Source organism: Mesonia mobilis DSM 19841, assembly GCF_000423405.1.
GTDB classification, from domain to species: domain Bacteria; phylum Bacteroidota; class Bacteroidia; order Flavobacteriales; family Flavobacteriaceae; genus Mesonia; species Mesonia mobilis.
Genome location: NZ_AUHX01000006.1, coordinates 157,451 through 179,656, shown reverse-complemented (window position 1 = coordinate 179,656; position 22,206 = coordinate 157,451). Strand labels below are relative to the sequence as shown.

General features: G+C 34.7%; 20 protein-coding genes. 8 read left to right on the top strand and 12 right to left on the bottom strand.

What is annotated here, in order from left to right; genetic code table 11:
• Positions 1–2,316: a M20/M25/M40 family metallo-hydrolase gene (locus tag G551_RS0106775; protein ID WP_027884847.1), complete on the bottom strand. Its 2,316-nt coding sequence runs from the start codon at positions 2,314–2,316 to the stop codon at positions 1–3.
• 4 nt (positions 2,317–2,320) lie between these two features.
• Positions 2,321–2,671, bottom strand: a complete 351-nt coding sequence (locus tag G551_RS0106770; RefSeq protein WP_027884846.1) for a hypothetical protein — start codon at positions 2,669–2,671, stop codon at positions 2,321–2,323.
• Positions 2,672–2,850: 179 nt separating this feature from the next.
• Between G551_RS0106770 and G551_RS0106765 the strand changes: the two genes are divergently transcribed.
• The gene (locus G551_RS0106765) at positions 2,851–4,338 is read left to right on the top strand and encodes a hypothetical protein (RefSeq protein ID WP_027884845.1); all 1,488 of its coding nucleotides are present in this window, start codon (positions 2,851–2,853) and stop codon (positions 4,336–4,338) included.
• 64 nt (positions 4,339–4,402) lie between these two features.
• On the opposite strand, the gene G551_RS0106760 is transcribed toward G551_RS0106765, so the two are convergent.
• The 4 genes from G551_RS0106760 to aspS all read right to left on the bottom strand — a co-directional run bounded on the left by G551_RS0106760 (position 4,403) and on the right by aspS (position 8,542).
• A complete protein-coding gene (locus G551_RS0106760; protein ID WP_027884844.1) occupies positions 4,403–4,600 on the bottom strand; it encodes a cold-shock protein in 198 nt (65 codons plus the stop codon).
• Positions 4,601–4,700: 100 nt separating this feature from the next.
• Positions 4,701–4,943: a hypothetical protein gene (locus G551_RS0106755; protein ID WP_027884843.1), complete on the bottom strand. Its 243-nt coding sequence runs from the start codon at positions 4,941–4,943 to the stop codon at positions 4,701–4,703.
• 11 nt (positions 4,944–4,954) lie between these two features.
• A complete protein-coding gene (locus G551_RS0106750; protein ID WP_036243468.1) occupies positions 4,955–6,724 on the bottom strand; it encodes a chloride channel protein in 1,770 nt (589 codons plus the stop codon).
• A 66-nt stretch (positions 6,725–6,790) separates the two neighbouring features.
• Complete coding sequence (gene aspS / locus G551_RS0106745; protein ID WP_027884841.1) at positions 6,791–8,542, bottom strand: aspartate--tRNA ligase; 1,752 nt, start codon at positions 8,540–8,542, stop codon at positions 6,791–6,793.
• Positions 8,543–8,758: 216 nt separating this feature from the next.
• Here aspS and G551_RS0106740 point away from each other — a divergent pair, with 216 nt between their 5' ends.
• A complete protein-coding gene (locus G551_RS0106740; RefSeq protein ID WP_027884840.1) occupies positions 8,759–9,109 on the top strand; it encodes a toxin-antitoxin system YwqK family antitoxin in 351 nt (116 codons plus the stop codon).
• Positions 9,110–9,184: 75 nt separating this feature from the next.
• On the opposite strand, the gene G551_RS0106735 is transcribed toward G551_RS0106740, so the two are convergent.
• Positions 9,185–10,723 (bottom strand): glycine--tRNA ligase, encoded by a 1,539-nt coding sequence (locus tag G551_RS0106735; RefSeq protein WP_027884839.1) that lies wholly within the window; start codon positions 10,721–10,723, stop codon positions 9,185–9,187.
• Positions 10,724–10,772: 49 nt separating this feature from the next.
• Positions 10,773–11,654, bottom strand: a complete 882-nt coding sequence (locus tag G551_RS0106730) for a coiled-coil domain-containing protein (RefSeq protein ID WP_027884838.1) — start codon at positions 11,652–11,654, stop codon at positions 10,773–10,775.
• A 49-nt stretch (positions 11,655–11,703) separates the two neighbouring features.
• Between G551_RS0106730 and G551_RS0106725 the strand changes: the two genes are divergently transcribed.
• Together G551_RS0106725 and G551_RS0106720 are read left to right on the top strand one after the other, a co-directional pair.
• Positions 11,704–12,381 (top strand): ComF family protein, encoded by a 678-nt coding sequence (locus tag G551_RS0106725; RefSeq protein WP_027884837.1) that lies wholly within the window; start codon positions 11,704–11,706, stop codon positions 12,379–12,381.
• A gap of 50 nt (positions 12,382–12,431) precedes the next feature.
• Entirely contained in the window at positions 12,432–14,048 is a 1,617-nt protein-coding gene (locus G551_RS0106720; protein WP_027884836.1) for an Ig-like domain-containing protein, read from the top strand.
• Here G551_RS0106720 and G551_RS0106715 read toward each other — a convergent pair.
• The gene (locus G551_RS0106715; protein ID WP_027884835.1) at positions 14,035–14,814 is read right to left on the bottom strand and encodes an amidohydrolase; all 780 of its coding nucleotides are present in this window, start codon (positions 14,812–14,814) and stop codon (positions 14,035–14,037) included. The two genes, G551_RS0106720 and G551_RS0106715, sit on opposite strands and share 14 nt — an antisense overlap.
• 173 nt (positions 14,815–14,987) lie before the next feature.
• Between G551_RS0106715 and G551_RS0106710 the strand changes: the two genes are divergently transcribed.
• From G551_RS0106710 to G551_RS0106695, 4 genes are all read left to right on the top strand, one after another.
• Positions 14,988–15,323: a single-stranded DNA-binding protein gene (locus G551_RS0106710; RefSeq protein ID WP_027884834.1), complete on the top strand. Its 336-nt coding sequence runs from the start codon at positions 14,988–14,990 to the stop codon at positions 15,321–15,323.
• 154 nt (positions 15,324–15,477) lie between these two features.
• Positions 15,478–16,218, top strand: a complete 741-nt coding sequence (locus G551_RS0106705; RefSeq protein ID WP_027884833.1) for a ferritin-like domain-containing protein — start codon at positions 15,478–15,480, stop codon at positions 16,216–16,218.
• A gap of 49 nt (positions 16,219–16,267) precedes the next feature.
• Complete coding sequence (locus tag G551_RS0106700) at positions 16,268–17,101, top strand: ferritin-like domain-containing protein (protein ID WP_027884832.1); 834 nt, start codon at positions 16,268–16,270, stop codon at positions 17,099–17,101.
• A gap of 165 nt (positions 17,102–17,266) precedes the next feature.
• Positions 17,267–17,731, top strand: a complete 465-nt coding sequence (locus G551_RS0106695) for a CBS domain-containing protein (protein WP_027884831.1) — start codon at positions 17,267–17,269, stop codon at positions 17,729–17,731.
• Here the strand turns inward: G551_RS0106695 and G551_RS0106690 are convergent.
• Genes G551_RS0106690 through metG form a run of 3 tightly spaced genes read right to left on the bottom strand, consistent with a single transcriptional unit; the run spans position 17,728 to position 22,125 of the window.
• Entirely contained in the window at positions 17,728–18,630 is a 903-nt protein-coding gene (locus G551_RS0106690; RefSeq protein WP_027884830.1) for a histone deacetylase family protein, read from the bottom strand. The two genes, G551_RS0106695 and G551_RS0106690, sit on opposite strands and share 4 nt — an antisense overlap.
• A 5-nt stretch (positions 18,631–18,635) precedes the next feature.
• Positions 18,636–20,063, bottom strand: a complete 1,428-nt coding sequence (locus tag G551_RS0106685; RefSeq protein WP_027884829.1) for a hypothetical protein — start codon at positions 20,061–20,063, stop codon at positions 18,636–18,638.
• A 1-nt stretch (position 20,064) separates the two neighbouring features.
• Positions 20,065–22,125, bottom strand: a complete 2,061-nt coding sequence (gene metG / locus G551_RS0106680; RefSeq protein WP_027884828.1) for a methionine--tRNA ligase — start codon at positions 22,123–22,125, stop codon at positions 20,065–20,067.
• Positions 22,126–22,206: the final 81 nt, after the last annotated feature.

Here is a 22,206-nt window from a genome sequence, read left to right as displayed (position 1 = left end):
TTAATCAGCTTTTATCGTTAATATTTGTTTGGTAATGATCGCATCATTCAACACAAAAGGTTTCGGCATCATATTTTCAGTTCGTGGTATAATCGTAAAGTTTTTATTTTCTAACAAATCGTTACTCGCTTCGTAAACTTTCAGCTCAAATTGTTCGCCTTTTTTCAACTCAAAATCTAAGCGTAAGGTATCACGATCTATCGCGTAGTAAGTTAGCAATTTTTCGGTTTTGCGATTTTGATAAAAGACATTTTTTTCTGCGGAAGGAGCCGTTTTGCCATTCACTTTAAAGTTGAAGAAATTCACCTGTTGATCGGCAAAAATTTCCATTCGGTTAATTTTTCGTTGCGGAGCGATTTTCAGGGTAAACTTATCTCTTTCATTTTTCTGAAAAGTAGTATCTTCTTCCATCAACATAACAGCTTCAGCAATGGGTTTTACTTCAGCTTTGCTTTGTTGAGTAAATGCAGAATTATATTTGCTATGGAAAATCACATCCTCTGCAACCTCAGTTTCATCTGTAAAATATTCCGAAGTAAATTCATCTAAATATTCATCATACGTTAGCCACCAAGCTTCTTCTTGATCTACATCTAACAGATAAAGTAAACTATTAGGTTTTTGATTTTCATTAGAAAATTCAGCATCATTATGCGCCATTAGCAAACTTACCGAAGCGATTATCAGACATAAAACACCTAACCAATGTATTTTCTTGTGATGAATGAATATAGGCATTAACAAGCCTAACAATAACACAGAAAACACACTGCTAATTACCAGCATTTTTAAACCTAAACCTACCGGAAAAAATTGAATAAGCGGCGCAAACAAGAACACCGCCGGAATGCTGAAAAATAAAAGCACCCAAAGGTTAGGTCTGTTTTTCCTGATAATTAAATAATAATTGAATAACCCAAAAAAGACCGGCCAAATAAAATAAGCTGCTCCTTTAAAAGCGATGGCTACCACGGTATTGATAAGCAACCACACAAAAAGTGGCGCAGGCACGCTACGTTCTAATTCTTTACCGCTGTAAATTGCGCGATAAAATAGAAAGACGATCGCTAAAGTTATGGCGACAAATGCTAGAATATAATAATGACCATTACTGGTAAAACCGTTAAGATTATCGGCATATTCCGGATATTGCCGGTAAATAAATTGGTAACCGAAATAGACCACAATTGCAGCAACAAACAAGATCACTATAAACCAAACGATATTTTTAACTAACGAAAATGCGGTAAAGGTTTTCTTTCTGATGGCATAAATACTGATGGCGATAAACAACAACCAAGCGATCACCAATAGCGGAATAATGAATGCGTATGAATAATACAGCATTCCTAAACCGGGAAAATTGAAATAAACCGATTCGTTTTCAGATTTGAGTTCGGTAAGATTTGCGTTGGCAAAATATGGCATTAAAGCCGTTAAATAACTGGCTTGATGAGCTAACGAATTTTGATCTAGATTTTTGAAGGTATCGTTAGCAGTATGGTAATCATAATGGTCGTCGATAAACGCAAAAAAGAAACTCGGGATGTCTTTTTGCTCCCGTAAAATTGTGGCATCAGTATCATTCGGCAATTTTTTATAAACCGAATACATGAGCGAAGTTGCCATCGGGTATTCTGAGTTGGCTTTAGAAAAAGCTTTGATAAGTTTACTATTCCCGGCATTGGTTTCTAAAATAGTGTTTGAAGGTCCGCCGCTGCCGCGTGCTTCAAAATTAAGTACCAACCCAATATTTTGTGCCCAAGGATGTTCTTCTACAAAAAGATTAGCGCCATTTAGCCCAATTTCTTCTGCATCGGTAAAACAAATAATGATGTTATTTCTATGCGGAATTTCTTCCTTTAGAAAAACCCGAATCGTTTCTAAAATGGTCGCCACACCAGAACCGGCATCGCTCGCTCCAAATGAAGAATGTACCGCACTATCGTAATGCGTCATCACCATAAGATCGTTCTTTACTGAAGGATCGCTGCCCGGTATTTTGGTAATTATATTTTCGGGCACCGTAAAAACTCCCTCACTATTTAGTGTATAGCCTTTTTGCGTTTGTACTTGCAAGCCCATTTGTTGCAATTGCTGTACAATGTAATTTCTTACTTCGCTATGCGCTTTGGTACCAATTGAGTGCGGCTTTTCACTTATTTTTTTCACGTGTTCGTTAGCACGTTCGATAGAAAAACCAAGCGGATTCTCTTCAGAAAATTCTTCAGCATCGGGCATTAAGGTGTAAAAACTCACCCAAACTAAAACTCCCAAAGTCACTAAAACTAATAGTTTAGAAATAAAGCTTTTCATAGTGCTAATCTAATTTTTTCACCAAAGCAAAATAATCATTCTCTAACGGAAGATAACCTTGATCGTAAACAAAATAGTAAACAGTCCCTTTTTTTGTGGTGTAAATACTTGTGATCAAATCAAAACTAAAGTCTTTACTTAACAATTGCGATTTGGTGGCTTTCGATTTTCCGTTAGGGTTGAGTTCTTCTAAAATTCGGTAGTTTTTACGTAATCTGTTATTGGTATTTCTAATTAGATTTTTGCTGTCTTTATTCAACTTATTATTATAAGCATTACGACAGTAATCGCTACAAAACTTTTTATCTGCCCGACCTTTAAGTTGCTCGCCACATTCTAAGCACGTTTTCTGCATTCGTTAAATATTTAGTTAAGAAGACCTTATAAATTTACATTTTTTTTAGTTGAAATATGGTTTACTTTAAGAATCGATACTAAACTTTTGCCAAACCCATTGAAATTTAGCTCTTTATAGCAACTGCTCTTGTAAATTAGTAAAGAAATAATGTTGATTTTTAACTAATACTATTGATTATGAAGAGCTTATTAGTACTTTTAAATGTATTCTTTTTTGCAGGAATAACTTATGGCCAAAACAATTGGAAATCTTACAACAACCAACCGGTTAAGCAAATGGTTAATGTGCAAACCGATAAAAAAGGAGAACCCAATAATAACTTTAAACAGGTTGTAGATTATTATCCTAACGGTTATATAAAAACTGTTGAAACCAGCTACGGAAATAAGCTTGATGTTACTAAACATTACATCTACGAGAACGACGAATTGATTTCTATTTTTGAAAAACAAATGAGTTTTACCCAAGAAAAACCCATTTATAATATCGAGTTAGTTGAAGAAACAAAAAACAAATACTTACCATTAAAAAGTGAAAAATTAGAGATTTATGATGTTACTTCTGAAGTTGCTGAAGGAGACAAATCGACCATCACTTATACTTACGATCAAAACGACCGACTTAAAAGTTCATTTCAATTATATCAATTAACCGATAATCTATCTAAAGGACTTATAAAAAAAGTGAAATATGACAATAAGAATTTTATTGCTAAAACATTTTTGAAAGATTACGATTACGTAAAAGACGAGAACGACACTACTTTTAATACCATCGAAAATGATAAGTATAAAACTTTAGACAGAAATAAAATTGGAGTTACTGAATATCAGGTAAAAACGAAAGAAGATAAAGATTACTACCACATTAGCTATTCTATGTATAAAGAAGGAAATGTAAACAGTGATTTCGAATACCTAAAAATCGAAGACATTTACGATTTCTATTTAGATGACATTATTAGAAAAGACAACATTAGCGATTATACTTACCAAGTGATTAAAAACCGAGTATTAGATACCACTTACACAAAATCTTTAATTACAGAAGATGCTTTACAATCTGAAGATTGGTATGTAAACAAGTTTTATAAAGATTACATTACCCAAGAACTTGAAAATAACCGACTAGATAATTACATTTCTTCAACTCAAGATGCTTTAGTTTGTGCCGATTTTTTTGAAAAAGATGAATTAGAAGAACTAAGAATGAGTGCATACCAGAATTGTGTTGAGCATAAAAATTACTTAGCTGCAGAAGAATTTATTAAGCCATTATATGATGAAGCAAAAATTGCATATCGATCAAATCCTTCAGAAAAAAACGGAAAGATTTTAGGGCTAACCGCAAAAGTGTTCTACTTACAAAATAAAAATGCCGATGGAGATCACATTATGCAAGAATGTGAAAGTTATAAAAGTTCTTTAAGAGGTCAAGCTTCAGAAAGTATGAAAGATAAAATTGAGTATTATAAATTCAATTACTTTTTAGCACAAGTTTATGCAGCCAAAAACGATATGAATACTACTAAAAAACTGCTTGAAGAGAATATTTCTTATTACGACTCGCTAGAAGATACCTATAAAGAAAGTGAAACATTTTCTACAGACTATGCGAAAAATAAGAAAATGTTGGTGACGCTAAACACTCCGTCGCTACAATAAAATGAAAAAACCCCGCTAAAATTTAGCGGGGTTTAGAAAAAAACTAAAAATAATAACTTATATATTATTCGTAGATTACTGTCACCTGAGTGGCAGTTAATCCTTTTCTTCCTTCTGCTTCAACGTACTCCACTTTGTCACCTTCGTTGATTGACTCACCGTTTAAACCGGTAACGTGTACGAAAATGTCTTTTCCTGTGTCGTCGTTAGTAATGAATCCGTATCCTTTAGATTCGTTGAAAAATTTAACTGTACCTTCCATTGTAAATAAATAATTAATAATAGATACAAACGTACAGATAAAAAAATGATTTAAAGCTGTTTTTCTTCAAGATATTTAAAAAATTAATAATAGCTTATCATTAATATAAACCCTTATCTTTCATCTTTTTAATGTTTTCAGGGCTTAAGGTATAATCTTGTAATTTTTTTCCTTTCCAGCGATGGTAAATAAAAAGCGGCATTAAAATAAAGCAACTTACCAAAACCGAAATACCGATAATGATATCTCCGGTTTTTATATCTTCTTCAAAAATTCTAAAATAAAAACCTGTACCAATTGCTAGAACAATTAAGATAAACAAGGTTAAAATCACGTATCGCATCACTAATTTTTTTAATATGAAATTAATTTTCTTCGGTAAGCGGTAAGCATTTTAGATTTTGAAACAAAGCCTACGTATTTCCCTTCTTTAATCACGGGTAAATTCCACGCACCGGTATTCTGAAATTTATTCATTACTTGCTGCATACTATCTTGCCCGTAATGAATGTAATCTGGAGCATCATGCATCAAAAACTCGACCAACATGGTTTCCTGCAATTCGGTATTAAACATAATTTCCCGAATATCATCTAACGTAAGAACGCCTACCAATTCATCTTCATCGTTAAGCACGGGAAAAAGATTTCGTTTCGATTTCACGACCGCTTGGTGCAACATTTCTTTCAGCGTCATTTTAGGTTTTACACTAATAAAATTCGTTTCAATAATTCGGTCTAACTTCAAAAGTGTAAGTACCGCTTGATCTTTATCGTGTGTTAACAGCGCGTTTTGGTCTTTTAATTCTTTCGTATAAATATTATAATCTGAATTAGCTTTCGATAGCAAAAATGAAATCGTCACCGTGATCATTAACGGAACAAACAACTGATAACCGCCTGTAATTTCTGCGATCAAGAAAATTGCCGTCATCGGCGCTTGTAAAACTCCCGCCATTAAACCGGCCATCCCAACCATCGTAAAGTTTTCTGAAGAAAGCGTGAAACCTAATTGTCTAGACAAATTCACAAAAAAACTACCGGTAACCGCTCCCAAAAATAGAACTGGAGCAAAAACCCCACCAACGCCACCACCACTTAATGTGACCGAAGTTGCAATGGGTTTTAATAAAATAAGTCCTAAGATTAAACCTATCACCACCCAGCTATTGCCCAACATATCTTTATAAAGAAAAGCATCGAAAGCACTTCCATAATCTTGAGCGATCAATCGATTCATAAACGTAAAACCTTCCCCATAAAGTGGCGGAACCAAAAACGTAAGTAAACCAATAATAAAACCGGCAATTACGATTTTGAAATAATCATTTTTTATTCTGCGGAAGTAATTCTCGGTCGTGAAATAAATTTTCGAAAAATAGATAGAAACCATCGCCGTAATTACCCCTAACGCTGAATAAAATAAAATATTCTGAATATCGAATTTCTGAATCGCATGAAAATCGACAATATATTGTTCCCCAATAAAAAACATTCTGGTCACTACAGCCGCTACCGAAGCCATTAATAACGGAAGTAAGGAAGCAAAGGTTAAATCTAAACTAAACACTTCTATCGCAAATAAGATCGCTGCAATTGGCGCTTTAAAAATTGCTGAAAGTGATCCCGCAGCAGCACAAACCAACAATAGCTTTCTAGTTTGCGCATTCATATGAAACATGCGCGCAATGTTAGAACCAAAAGATGCTCCCGTCGCTACAGAAGGACCTTCTAAACCTACAGAACCACCAAAACCAACCGTTAACGGAGCGGTAAGTAAAGAACTGATCAAATTACGCCGATCCATCTTTCCGTTTTTTTGAGAAATAGCAAAAAGTGCCATCGGGATCCCGTGATCAACATCTTTTCGTAAAATAAATTTCTTGACCAATAGAACGAGTAACAAGCCCAAAAACGGAAAAATAAAATACCAATACACGTGATAATCGTGTACCGCGCCTTGCTCAAAAAACATAGCGATATAATGCGTAATGTTTTTTAAAGCTACCGAAGACAACCCGGCAATTAAACCTACAAGAATACTTAATAGATAAACAAAGTTCTTGTTGGAAATATGTTTATATCTCCAAATCAAAAACCGAGTAAAAGGTGTTCTCTTCTTCATCATTCAACCTTTATAACCTTATTCTTTTGGCTAAAAAAATCCTGTTTTCACAGGATTTTTTAATTTTTATTCTAATTCAACTTTTAGATGAAGTTCTTTTAGTTGCTCATCATCAATTTTTGCCGGCGCGTCGATCATTACATCTCTACCTGCATTATTTTTAGGGAAAGCAATAAAATCTCTAATCGTTTCTTGTCCGCCTAAAATAGCTACCAATCGGTCTAAACCAAAAGCTAAACCTCCGTGCGGTGGCGCTCCGTATTGAAAAGCATCCATCAAGAAACCAAATTGTGCTTTTGCTTCTTCTTCAGAAAAACCTAAGTAATCGAACATGGTAGCTTGCGTAGCTTTATCGTGAATTCTAATAGAACCACCACCAATTTCATTCCCATTCAATACTAGATCGTAAGCATTTGCCTTTACTTTACCCGGTTCTGTTGCCAATAGCGGAATATCTTCTACTTTAGGTGAAGTAAACGGGTGGTGCATCGCGTGGTAACGTTCAGTTTCTTCATCCCACTCCAGTAATGGAAAATCTACTACCCAAAGCGGAGCAAAAGTTTTAGGATCTCTTAAACCTAAACGTTCTGCCATTTCCATACGGAAAGCGCTTAATTGCGCTCTAACTTTATTTGTTTCTCCGGAAAGTACACAAATTAGATCGCCAGGTTTTGCGTTGGTTTTTTCTGCCCAAGCTTTTAAATCTGCCTCATCGTAAAATTTATCTACCGAAGATTTAAAACTCCCGTCTTCATTGTATTTTGCGTAAACCATCCCTAAAGCGCCTACTTGTGGTCGCTTTACCCAATCGATAAGTTTATCGATCTCTTTTCTACTATAGCTTGCGCCAGCAGGAACGGCGATACCAACAACTAATTCTGCTTCATTAAAAATCTTGAAGTCTTTATGTTTGGTCACTTCATTTAACTCCCCAAATTCCATCCCAAAACGAATATCAGGTTTGTCGTTACCATACTTACGCATCGCGTCGTCGTAAGTCATTCGAGGGAATTTTTCTAGCTCAACTCCGTTAATTTCTTTCAATAAATGACGGGTTAAACCTTCAAAAGTATCTAAAATATCTTCTTGTTCTACAAACGCCATTTCACAGTCGATCTGTGTAAACTCCGGCTGACGATCTGCACGTAGATCTTCATCTCTAAAACATTTTACGATTTGGAAATATTTATCCATTCCGCCAACCATCAACAATTGCTTAAAGGTTTGTGGTGACTGCGGAAGTGCGTAAAACTGCCCTTCATTCATTCTACTTGGCACGACAAAATCTCGCGCACCTTCTGGAGTAGATTTAATTAAATATGGTGTTTCAACCTCAACAAAATCTTGCTTCGATAAGAAGTTCCTTACTTCCATCGTTACTTTGTGACGAAATACCAATTTATTTTTTACCGGGTTTCTACGAATATCTAAATAGCGATATTTCATACGAAGGTCTTCACCTCCATCCGTTTTATCTTCAATGGTAAATGGTGGCACTAATGCCTGGTTAAGCACTTCTAATTCTTCTACCAAAATCTCCACATCACCGGTAGGAATATTAGCGTTTTTAGATTCACGCTCAATAACTTTACCTTTAATTTGGATCACAAACTCACGGCCTAAGCTTTTTGCTTTTTCCATCACAGCTGCCGGAGTACGTTCTTCGTCAAAAATAAGTTGAGTGATCCCATAGCGATCGCGAAGGTCTACCCAAATCATAAATCCTTTATCTCTTGTTTTTTGTACCCAACCGGCCAAAGTCACCATTTCTTCTTTATGACTTAGTCGTAATTCTCCGTTTGTATGTGATCTATACATAGTTTGTCTGTTCAAATTTGAGCGCAAAAATAAGAAGTATTTCTGTTTTGCTCTACTAATATCACGATAAAATATAGATGAATATTAACTCTCTTTACACATTTAACTCGCTAATTTTCAACAAAAAACACTTCCTATGTTAATTTAATGTTACGTAATTATTGATTTAATGTAAATAATTATTATATTTGTTAAGTTAACTTTAAATAAAATACGATGAAGAAGATAGTTTTTATGGCGATGGTATTACTTGGAGTAGGAATGAATGCACAAGAAGTAAAGCCAAATTTTGAGAAAAAAGGTGACTTAGTAAAAGGAACATATTATTACGATAACGGTGAAGTACAACAAGTAGGAACTTACAAAGATGGTAAACTTCACGGTGAATGGGTTATGTATAATGCTGAAGGTGAAAAAACAGCCATTGGTAATTATGCAGACGGAGTAAAAACCGGAAAATGGTTTTTCTGGAAAAATGATGAATTAGTTGAAGTTGACTATTCTGAAAATCAAATTGCCGATGTAACGACTTGGCAAAACTCTAACTCTATCGCTGTTTCTGAATAATATATAAGATTAAACAAATAAAAAAAGCTTCTCGTTTGAGAAGCTTTTTTTATGCGCTAAAGTGAAAACTTCAGCTTATTTTTTCATCCAAGTTTTAAAATCTACTTCTTTCTGGATCAAAGATTTTAACTCAGCGATCGGAACTCGTTTTTGTTCCATCGTATCTCTATTTCTAACGGTAACTTGGTGATCATCTTTGGTGTCGTGATCTACTGTAATACAAAATGGCGTTCCCGCAGCATCTTGACGACGGTATCTTCTACCAACAGCATCTTTTTCATCATAAGTTATATTGAAATCCCATTTTAAATCGTCTACGATTTCTTGAGCGATTTCCGGTAAACCATCTTTCTTTACTAATGGTAAAATTGCCGCTTTGTAAGGCGCTAAAATTGCCGGAAGTTTTAAAACGGTTCTTGAAGTTCCGCCTTCTAACTCTTCCTCTTGTAAAGAACTTGAGAAAACTGCTAAGAACATACGATCTAAACCAATAGAAGTTTCGATCACGTAAGGCACGTAGTTTTTATTCATTTCAGGATCAAAAAACTGTAATTTTTTACCTGAATGCTCTTCATGTGCTTTTAAATCGAAATCGGTACGTGAATGAATACCTTCTAATTCTTTAAACCCAAACGGGAAATTAAATTCGATATCGGTTGCGGCATTTGCATAATGTGCCATTTTCTCGTGATCGTGAAAACGGTAATTTTCTTCACCTAAACCAAGAGAAGCGTGCCATTGTTGGCGAGTTTCTTTCCATTTTTCGAACCAAGTAAGTTCTTCACCCGGACGTACAAAAAATTGCATTTCCATTTGTTCAAACTCACGTTGACGGAAGATAAATTGTCTTGCTACGATCTCATTTCTAAAGGCTTTACCAATTTGTGCGATCCCGAAAGGTATTTTCATTCTTCCGGTTTTTTGCACATTCGCAAAATTTACAAAAATACCCTGCGCAGTTTCTGGTCTTAAGTATAGATCTGTTGCGCTGTCTGCAGAAGCTCCTAATTTGGTACCGAACATTAAGTTGAATTGCTTTACGTCTGTCCAGTTTTTAGAACCGGTCTCCGGGCAAGCAATTTCTAATTCTTCAATTAAAGCTTTTACATCGGCTAGATCTTCATTGGTTAACGATTTTGCCAAACGCTCTAAAATTTCTTTTTCTTCTGTTTTGTATCGAATTACACGCGGATTGGTGCTTACAAATTCTGCTTCGTCAAATTTATCACCAAAACGCTTCTTTGCTTTCGCAATTTCTTTTTGCGCTTTTTGGTTAATTTTTTCAGCATAATCTTCTACTAAAACATCGGCGCGATAACGCTTTTTAGAATCTTTATTATCGATTAACGGGTCGTTAAAAGCATCGACGTGACCAGAAGCTTTCCACGTGGTTGGATGCATTAAAATCGCAGCATCTAACCCAACAATGTTGTCGTGAAGCTGAACCATGCTTTTCCACCAATAATCTTTTATATTTTTCTTTAACTCTGCTCCGTTTTGACCATAGTCATAAACTGCACTAAGACCGTCATAAATTTCACTTGAAGAAAATATATAACCGTACTCTTTTGCGTGAGCGATTACCTGCTTAAATTTATCTTGTTGTTTTGCCATACAACAAAAATATAAAACCGACTTTAATTAACAGATATTAAGCGGTTTTTTATTCGATAATAAATGAGGCAGAGGAAAGTAAAACGTCGTTATCGAAAATATGCACAATATACTTGCCTTCAACAGCATTATTTTCGGCTATATCCATTAACGCACAAACGTTTAAGTTGATCTGATGATAATTAACCTCGGTTTTAGCGCTGTAGTACAATTCTTTCTCGTCAAAAAGTTCCTTTTTCTTTTCGCCGATTAAATTATTGTTAGGATTAATTACCTGAATAAAGATATTCTTGTTGCCGGCTGGCGCAATTTTACTTTCATTAAGCTGAAAACAAATTCGCATATTTTCAATTCGTTTTACATTGCGCGTAGGTTTTACCTCTCCGTTTTTGCGCAAGTAAACTCCTTCACCGTGAATTTCTGAGATCTGAATAACCGAAGCTTCATTTATTTTTTGCTGTAACTCTTCATTTTTAGTGTTAAGCGAATCTGTTTTTTGTTGCGTATTTTGAAGAATTTGATTGGTGCTATCGATAGCAGTTTTCAATTTTTGATTCTCTTCTGCCAACTCGGCAATATGATTAAGTAAACGTTGCTTTTCAATTTTTAATTGATCGGCTTGTTGCCTGTATTTTTTTAATTGGTTATAATTCGATTCTAAAGAATTGATCGAATCTAACAAGGCCAGAATACGTTGCTTTTCTTTCTGTAAACTTTTTTTTATTGAAGAATTTTCGACTTCTAAGCTATCGTAAGCGACTTGTATTTCTTTAAGCTCAGTTTGCAAATAAGCTTTCTCATCTTCTAAGTATTTTTCATTCTCATTTTTTTCTCGATGAAAATTAAAGGTGTAACCGCCCATAATTACCAACCCGGCAAGTAAAACACCAATAAGAATTTTTAAAATGTTTTCTTTTTTCTTTTCGCTCATAAATAAAAGAGTACAATTTTTATTAACTTGGTAAGAAATTAATAATGAATTGTTTAAAGATTTATTTCATTTATTCTTTCCTCAAAAGTGCCTAGCTTGTAGTGAGAATTTGGTTGAACAAGAAATTCTTTGTTCACATTGCTTACACGAACTACCGTTAGCCAATACACATTTAGATAACGAAAATACATTAAAAAAAGTATTTGAAAATCAAATTGCTGTTCACAACGTTACAAGTTTGCTCTATTTCTATAAAAAAGGCATTACTCAAGAGCTGTTTCATAATTTAAAATATAGAAATCACCCAGAGATCAGCACCTATTTAGGTGAATGGATTTCTCCTTACTTAGCTAAGGGCGATTTTATGGAGCATATTGATGCCGTGATCCCGGTGCCTATTCATAAAAGTAGAAAAAAGGAACGCGGTTATAATCAGGTAGAAGGTTTTGCCAAAGTGATCGCACAACACTTCAACAAAATTTACATCGATGATGTTTTGGTGAAAAAAGAAGCTTCTAAAACCCAAGTTTTTAAAGGAAGATTAGCTCGACAAGAAATAAAATCAAATTATTTTAGTTTACAAAATGAAGAAAAGATTATCGGTAAACACATTTTATTGGTAGACGATATTATAACCACCGGCGCCACGTTAGTTTCTTGCGGAAGCATATTGCTGAAAGCTGAAGAGGTAAAACTTAGCATTGCTGCAATGGCTTATACCGTTTAAATGATCATTCAATTTAAAAATAATCGTTTCTTTGCAGAAAAATTGGCCAGATGAATTTTAAACGCTTTATATATTTTTTTTTAGCTCTTTTCAGCTTTAGCTTTTTCTTTAACTGCGCTAAACGAGGTATGCCGCAAGGTGGCGATATTGATACCATCCCGCCCACATTTGTAAATGCATATCCAGAAAATTTTTCGACTAATTTTAAGGCAGAAGAGATTAGAATAAATTTTAATGAATATATAAAACTCGACAATCCGCAACGCCAAATTATCGTCTCGCCACCGATGGATCCTAAACCGGAAATCTACCCGATGGGAAGCGCCAGCAAAGATGTGCGAATTAAAATTATAGATACACTTTTAGAAAACACGACCTACACGATTAACTTTGGAAATAGTATTGTCGATAACACCGAAGGAAATCCCTTACCTTTTTTTAAATATATTTTTTCTACCGGAAGCTACGTCGATTCACTTTCGGTACAAGGAAGCATAAAAGATGCTTTCAATAGAAAAACAGACGAGTTTATCTCGGTAATGCTTTATGAAGTAGACTCGACCTACAACGACTCGGTGGTCTTTAATAAAATGCCAACTTATATTTCTTACACACAAGACACGCTGAATACTTTTTCTGTTGAAAATATGAAAGAAGGAACCTATAGAATAGTGGCGATGTTAGACAAGAATCAAAATTACAAGTTTGACCCTCGAAGCGATAAAATAGGCTTTGTAGATAGTTTAATTGAAGTGCCGAGCGACGAAAATTACAAGATTAATATCTTCAAAGAAATTTTAGATTTCGAAATTCAGCGACCTAAACAACTTGCTAAGCATCATTTAATTTTTGGCTATAAAGGGATTCCCGATAGCACTAAAATTAGTTTACTTTCTGAGCATCCTTCAGAATTTGATTACCGAATTATTAAAGACAGTAAAAAAGATACTTTACACTATTGGTACAAACCTTTTATGGAAGTTGACAGTCTGGTTTTTAAAGTCGACAACCAAAAATATACCGACACCGTTTATACCAAGATCAAAGACATGCTTACCGATTCTTTAGAAGTTAACGCTGTTACTAAAGGGACGATCAATGTGAATGAAAAATTTAAACTCACCGCTAATTTACCTTTAGAAAAATTAGATACCGCTTTTGTGAAAATCATGAATAAAGACTCGATTTTTATTCCGTTTAAACACGATTATCAATCATTCGAAAATACGTATCGCTTCGATTTTGAAAAAGAAGAAAAGCAAGCTTATCAAATTCAGCTTTTTCCGGGCGCGCTAACCGATTTTTACGAGCATACCAACGACACGTTAAGCTATAATTTAAGAACACCAAATTTTGCCGATTTAGGAGTGCTGAATATGAAGATCGAAAACATTAAATCTTATCCGGTAATTGTTCAGCTTACTAATAATAAAGATGAAGTTTATAAAGAAATTATTCATCAAGAAGAAGACGGCAACCTATTTACCTTTAATTACATTAATCCCGGGTCTTACTTTATGCGAATAATTTATGATGAAAACGAAAACGGCAAGTGGGATACCGGTAGTTATCTAAACCAAAAACAAGCAGAAGAAATTATCTATTTCCCTAAAGAAATTGAAGTAAGAGCCAATTGGGATGTCGTCGAAACTTTTAGGTTAAAGTAAACGCATCACGATCGTTTAAAAAAGCAAAGCGTTTTCGAGTTTTGGTAAGTTCTGTTTTGTTTAGATGAAGCGTTTCTGCAAAAACCACTTTTTCGTTTTTTGGTGTAGAAATTTGTTTGCCTAACATATCGTAAACGGCAGAATGTCCCGAATATTCGTGATCGTTACCATCTAAACCTACACGGTTTACACCGGCAACATAACACATATTTTCGATCGATCGTGCTTTTAAAAGAGCATCCCAAGCTTCTGTTCGTTTTTTGGGCCAATTGGCTACATAAAGTAACAAATCAAAATTTTCAGTATTTCTCGACCAAACAGGAAAACGTAGATCGTAGCAAATTAACGGACAAACTTTCCATCCTTTATACTCCACTATCAAACGATTTTTCCCTGCGGAATAAGTGTGTTGCTCGTTTGCCAAAGTAAATAAATGCTTCTTATCGTAAGTTTGATAATCACCATTCGGGAATACAAAAAATAGTCGATTATAATAATTCTCATTCTCCTGAATAATGACGCTTCCGGTTATTGCAACTTCGTATTTTTTCGCGGTAGTTTTTAGCCAAGTTAAGGTAGTTGAATTTTCTTCTTCAGCAAGACATTCAGCATTCATAGAAAAACCTGTCGTAAACATTTCAGGTAAAATAATGAGGTCTGTCGGTTCTTTTAAGGCTTTTATTTTTTCTGAAAATAATTGAAGATTAGCCTCGGTGTCTTCCCACTTTAAATCTTCCTGAACAATCGTTATTCTTAGGTTTTCCATAAAACTAAAGGTAAAAAAATTATTCTATTTCTGAAGATATTTTTCCGTTTACAAACGTTTAAAAACGACATTAAACGCAAGTAAGCACTTATTAACCAATTAAAATTTTGTTGCTACCTCATCTTTGCCTCACTGAATCGAACTAACGAAATTCAGCTTAAAAATTTATCATTATGAACGCATTAAGAAACAAAGTACAGTTAATCGGAAACCTAGGGAACAACCCAGAAATCATTCAATTAGAAAGCGGAAGAAAATTAGCAAAATTCTCGATGGCTACAAACGAAGTTTATAAAAACAGTCAAGGTGAAAAAGTGACCGATACCCAATGGCACAACATTGTTGCCTGGGGCAAAACTGCCGAAATTGTAGAAAACTACTTAACGCAAGGTAAAGAAGTAATTTTAGAAGGTAAACTTACCTCCAGAAGCTACGAAACCCAAACCGGTGAAAAAAGATATGTTACAGAGGTGGTAGCTCAGGAAGTGATGATCTTAACGAAGTCATAATTCAATTTTTATAAATTTTGGACTTATACATTTTATAATCTTCAACTATTTTAACTCTTTTTAACAAATTAAAGCAAACCTTTAACTTTATTAAGAAAACCGAGGTCTTTCTTCTCTCGTAACTTTTAGTAGATCAACAAAACTTATTTTTATTATGAAAAACAAAAAAGTAAAAGTAGAAAGTCTTACTACTAAAAAAGGGAATAAAAGAAGACAGTTTTTAAAAATGAGTGGACTCGCGCTTGCCGGTAGCGGCTTACTATTAAGTTGTAGTGATGATGACGATTTCACAGAACCAAATCCAGATCCGGATCCTGAATTATTTGATTTAGGTGGTGGTGATCTTGGAGTCCTTAACTATGCATACGCATTAGAACAATTAGAAGCAGATTTTTACACGAAAGTATTAAATGGTTCTTATTGGTCGGGCGCTGCAATGGAAGAGAAACAAATTTTAGAAGATTTATATAATCACGAGGTAAACCACCGAGAGTTTTTTAAAGCGGCTTTAAACACCAACTTTGATGCAGAAGTAGTTTTACCAGAAAGTTTAGAGTTTGATTTTTCTTCTGTAGATTTTTCAAATAGAGATTCTGTGTTATCAACAGCACAGTTATTAGAAGATACCGGAGTAAAAGCCTACAATGGTGCCGGTAAACTCATTGAAACCGCTGCTTATTTGGTAATTGCCGGTAAAATTGTTTCGGTTGAAGCAAGACACGCCGCAGCAATTAGAAGTATTCGTGGTAACGAGATGGACAATTTCAAACTTTTTGCAGGAGACGATATTGTAGATCCGATAACAGGTCTAGACGGCGCCGAAAACCCTTCTGTAATTATTGATGCTGCCGGCGGATTTATTGTTACACCATTTACAGCAAATCAATTACCATAATTGATCACGCAGTAACAATTCAATTTTTAATAACTAAAAAAATAATATTATGAATCTTATAAAATTTTTAGACGAGTTTACATCAGAAAATCTAGCCAAAAAAGGCGCATCAAGAAGAGATGCTTTTAGCACTTTTAGCTCTTTAGGTAAAAAAGCTGCGATCGCTGCAGTTCCTTTTGGGATGGCAGCAGCTTCAAATAAAGCAAAAGCAGCAACAATGTTTCAATCAGACGATGCTGTTAACGCGCTGCAATTAGCCTTAACTTTAGAATATTTAGAAGCAAGTTTTTATTTACAAGCTTTGGACTCTAATGTATTAGATCAAGACGGAACAGGAAAAGCAAATGCGATTTACGAACAAATCTCTATGCATGAATCTGCTCACGTGACCTTATTACAAGATACGTTAATGGATTTAGGAGAAACGCCTACCGCAGAACCTACTTTCGATTTTACCGCTGGCGGAACTTTCGATCCTTTTAATACAAATAATCCAGATGCTTACGCTCAATTATTAGCACTTGCACAAGCTTTTGAAGATACCGGTGTAAGAGCATATAAAGGACAAGCAGGAGCATTAATAGGCAATGACAATCTATTAACTGCTGCTTTACAAATTCATTCTGTTGAAGCAAGACACGCTTCAGAAATTAGAAGATTAAGAGGTCTTCAAGGTTGGATTACGTTAGATCAACGCGGTCCAAACATGCCATCGGTAACACAGGACGTTTACAATGGTGAAGAGAACTTAAACCAAGGTGGTGTAGATGTATCGACCTTAGGTGATGAAAGTCCTTTTACTGCTGAAGCTTCTTCTCAAGCTTACGATGAGATCTTAACAGGAGATGAAGCTGTTGCCATTGCTAGTCTATTTATTGAATAATTAGCTTGTTTTTCATTTTAAAAAAGCACCTTAATAAATTAAGGTGCTTTTTTATTTCCTATTACTCATAAATATTATCGATTTACCAATATTCAACTTAAAAAAATATGATTTTCATAATTCAATATTTTTAGTTAAATTTAAGAAACTGAAAAACAAAACGTTATGGGTATCAAAAGTTTTCAAGGTAAACAATTAGGAGAGGTTATCGTTTCAGAAAATATAACCGTGGGTGATTTTATGACCGAGAATATGTATAAATTCTACGAAGGTCAAAATGTAATTGAAGTGATGGAAACTTTACTTCGACATCAAATTTCCGGAGGTCCGGTCGTCAACGAACATAATGAACTTATCGGTATTATTTCTGAAGGTGATTGTATTAAACAAATTTCTGAATCTCGGTATTATAACCAACCGATGGAAAATATGACCGTAGAAAATTATATGATCAAAGAAGTTGAAACGGTTTCTCCCGATATGCATTTATTTGATGTTGCTAATAAATTTTTAAGTCTGAAGAAAAGAAGATTCCCTGTTTGTGAACACGGAAAATTAATTGGCTTAATTAGTCAGAAAGACGTTTTAAAGGCTGCGTTAGAATTACAAGGTTATAATTGGAGAAGTTAAAAGAAAATCTCTTGCGCTAAACGGTAAGTATTAGCATGCGCTTCTACAATATATTTAATTTCTTGAGAATAACCACCGCCCATACTGCATTCTACAGGGAGTTGCTGCTCTTTTAGCGTTTGCAACACAAAACGATCGCGCTCTTTACAAGCTTCGATACTTAAACTTAACTTGCCTAATTTATCGGTTGCCAATACATCGACACCAGAAAGATAAAACACAAAATCGGGTTTTACTTTTTCTATTAACTCCGGAAGCGTTTCTTTTAAAGTTTTGAGATAAACCTCATCACTTGTATCGTTAGGCAAACCAATATCTAGATCTGATTTCTCTTTTTTAAACGGATAGTTTTTTTCTCCGTGCATCGAAAATGTAAATACTGAATCGTCGCCTTCAAAAATCTCTGCCGTTCCGTTGCCTTGATGCACATCTAGATCGACAATCAATATTTTTTCTGCTAATTTTTGCTGCTGAAGATACCTCGCCGCAATCGCTTGATCGTTCAGCATACAAAAACCTTCGCCTCGATTGGTATACGCGTGGTGCGTACCACCGGCAATATTCATCGCAATTCCGTACTTCAACGCAAATTCTGCAGCCATAATCGTGCCGCCGGCAATGAGTCGTTCTCGCCAAACTAACTCGCGAGAAAGCGGAAATCCCGTTCTTCGAATCTCTTTCTGTGAAAGTTTTAAATTGAGAAAATCGTAATAATAATCGGGATCGTGAACCGCACAAATGTATTTATCGTTGGGCAATTCAGGCTCAAAAAAATTAGCTTCATCACAAGTACCTTCTAACAATAATTGCTGCGGAAGCAACTCATACTTTTCCATCGGAAACCGATGCTTTGGCGGCAACGGATATACATAACTGGGATGAAATGCGATTTTGAGCAAGCTATTTAAAATTTTATGAGTCGATAAGATTCTGTAATTGAAGAATAATAACCATAATAAACATCATTATTCCATTCAAAAACAGTTTCTGCAGTATCATTATTTTGAAGAACTTCAGCGTAATCTTTAATCTTATCAAAAATATTCTTTCTTGGCTTGCCATCTAAGTGTCGAAATTGTTCATCAAAAAGACATTCAATTCTAACCGATTTTCCATATGAATAAGAAAAATATGCTGAAGCTACTAAACCAAAACCACCTCCCATTGACATCGACATACCAGGCATACCCATCATCATTGGACCTCCCTGCTTAATTTCATTATAACTTCCCATTGTAATTTGATAGCCAAAACCAACTTTATAAACTGAAATAGCTATATTTTCATTATCAATTTTCCTAAGAAATTTAGAAGTCTTTTCTAGTTCTCGATGAGGAGCGTAAATATCGCCCTCTTTATCTTGAATAATAGGAGAATTCTTAAAGTCGATACTTTCATCTTTTTTTAAAGTAAGCTTTTTCAAACTCTCTCCAGACTCTCTATTAATAACCTGAAAGTATAATTCGTCTGAATTTGCGACAAGCTGAAAAATATTGTTATCTAATAGAAAAGAATTACCGTAAAATGTTTCTGTTGAAGAGTATTTAGGTTTCTCAAATTGGTGTATTTGATATTCATATGAGCTTACATCTACAGAAATAATGTAGGTCTCATAAATACTTTTATCTAGTGATAGATCAAAACCATTAGTAGTTTCATAAAACTTATTCATTGAGCTTGCCATCTGCACACTAACAGGTAAATAGTTTTCTATTTTTTCAATCTCTAAATTAGAGCCTAAACCTTCTGAAACACTAAGCATCTGATGCAAAGTTTGTGGCTGATTTCTTTCTATTCTAAAATTATAGTCAAGATGAATTGTATGCTTATTGTAAGAAATTCCACCAAACTCATAAAAGTTTATTTTAGAAGATTTTTCTTCAACAGAAATAATGTAAAACTTATTGTTTTTGCTTAAAACTTCTACAAACTCTTCATTTTTAAATTTAATATCAAATTGAATTTCTTTTGTTTCATTAGATTTAAAATCATAAACAATAGCTCCAAACTCTTTATTATTTCGATGTTTTAGAAAAAGAATTGTTCTATTTTCCTTTTGAATATAACCTAAAATTTCATCATAACGATTTGGCAAACCCACTGAAGATAACTCATCTAAACGATTCATCGCTTTATCGTAAACATACGCATTAAAAGTTTTATTATCGTCTATAAATAAAGTTAGGTTTTTGGTCTCCTGATTAGTTATAGTAAATGCATCTTTAATCGATCGGTTACTATCTTTTAAGTTATTTGGGATATTGTAAACCTGCTGGGCATTAATTAAACTGGAGATTAGTCCCAGTAATAAAAAAAAGTAAGTTTTACTCATCTTAAGAAATTACGGTTCCGCTAGTTACTCCGTTCTCATCTGGATTTACAAACACTAATTTACCATCGGCGTTTTCCGTCATTAAGATCATTCCTTCACTTAAGGTTCCGCGGAGTTTAATAGGTTTTAAATTAGCGACAACACTCACTTTTTTTCCAATAATATCTTCGGGTTTAAAATGTTCTGCAATCCCGGAAACAATGGTTCTTTTATCGATACCGGTATCTACTTTTAGGACTAAAAGCTTTTTGGCTTTCGGCATTTTTTCAGCTTCAACAATCGTTCCTACACGAAGGTCGAGTTTGGTAAAATCGTCAAATTCGATCAACTCTTTCTGCGGAATTACTTCAGCAGTTTCTGTCGCGTTTGCTTTTTTAGTTGCTTCTAATTTATCTAATTGTTTCTGAATTTCTTCATCTTCCACTTTGGCAAATAACAATTCAGCTTTACCGATTTGATGATTTTTCTCCAGCAATACTTTTTCAGTTGAAATATCTTCCCAAGAATAATTTGCTTCACCTAGATTCAGCATTTTTTTCAACTTTTCTGAAGTAAATGGTAAAAACGGTTCACTTAAAGTTGCTAATGCTGAAGCGATCTGAAGCGCGATATACATGACGGTTTCTGTACGCTCTTTGTCGGTTTTTAAGGTTTTCCAAGGCTCTTCGTCTGCTAAATATTTGTTTCCTAATCGGGCAACATTCATTAACTCGGCTTGTGCTTCTCTAAAACGGTATTTTTCAATAGAACTGGCAATTACTGCAGGATAAGCTTTTAACTCGGCTAAGGTTTGCTCATCAATATCTGTCAACGCACTTGGGCTTGGTACTTTTCCGTCGTAATATTTATTGGTTAAGACCACCACACGGTTAATAAAGTTACCAAAAATGGCTACCAATTCGCTGTTATTTCGTTGCTGAAAGTCTTTCCAAGTGAAATCGTTGTCTTTCGTTTCCGGAGCGTTTGCGGTTAACACATAACGCAACACATCTTCTTTCCCCGGGAAATCTTCTAAATATTCGTGTAACCAAACTGCCCAGTTTTTAGACGTAGAAAGTTTATTGCCTTCTAAATTTAAAAATTCGTTAGCGGGCACGTTATCAGGCAACACATAATCGCCGTGCGCTTTTAACATTACCGGGAAAATGATACAGTGAAAAACGATGTTGTCTTTCCCAATAAAATGAACCAATTTGGTGTCTTCATCTTTCCAATACGGTTCCCAATCTTTGCCTTCACGTTCTGCCCATTGTTTGGTCGCAGAGATATAACCGATGGGCGCATCAAACCAAACGTAAAGCACTTTACCGTCGCCACCTTCCACAGGAACCGGAATACCCCAATCTAAATCTCGGGTTACGGCACGTGCGCGAAGACCATCATCGATCCACGATTTACATTGACCGTAAACATTCGATTTCCAATCTTTTTTATGTTCTTTTAAAATCCATTCTTTTAAGAAAGGCTCATATTGATCTAAAGGTAAAAACCAGTGACGTGTTTCTTTTAAGATCGGAGTGGCTCCTGTAATTGCTGATTTCGGATTAATTAAATCGGTAGCGTTGTGTGAAGTTCCGCATTTTTCGCATTGATCACCATAACTTTCTTCAAAACCACATTTTGGGCAAGTTCCGACCACAAAACGATCGGCTAAAAATTGCTGCGCTTCTTCATCGTATAATTGCTGAGTTACTTCTTCAATAAACTTATCTTCATCATACAATTTCTGAAAAAAATCGGATGCAGTTTGATGATGAATTTCTGAAGAGGTACGCGAATAATTATCGAATGCGATCCCAAAATCTTGAAATGATTTTCTAATGATTCCATCATACTTATCTACTACATCTTGCGGAGTTATGCCTTCTTTTTTTGCTTTAATGGTAATGGGTACACCGTGTTCGTCGCTTCCGCAGACAAAAACTACATCTTTCCCACGTTTTCTTAAATATCTAGCATAAATATCTGCCGGCACATAAACTCCCGCTAAATGACCAATATGAATAGGTCCGTTAGTGTAAGGTAAAGCCGCTGTAATTGTATATCGTTTTGGTGTACTCATTTCTTGATTTTTAAAGGCGTAAAGGTAAGAAACCAAGATTATTTAAAATACTAGTTATTAGGTATTTTTTGATATTGAAAA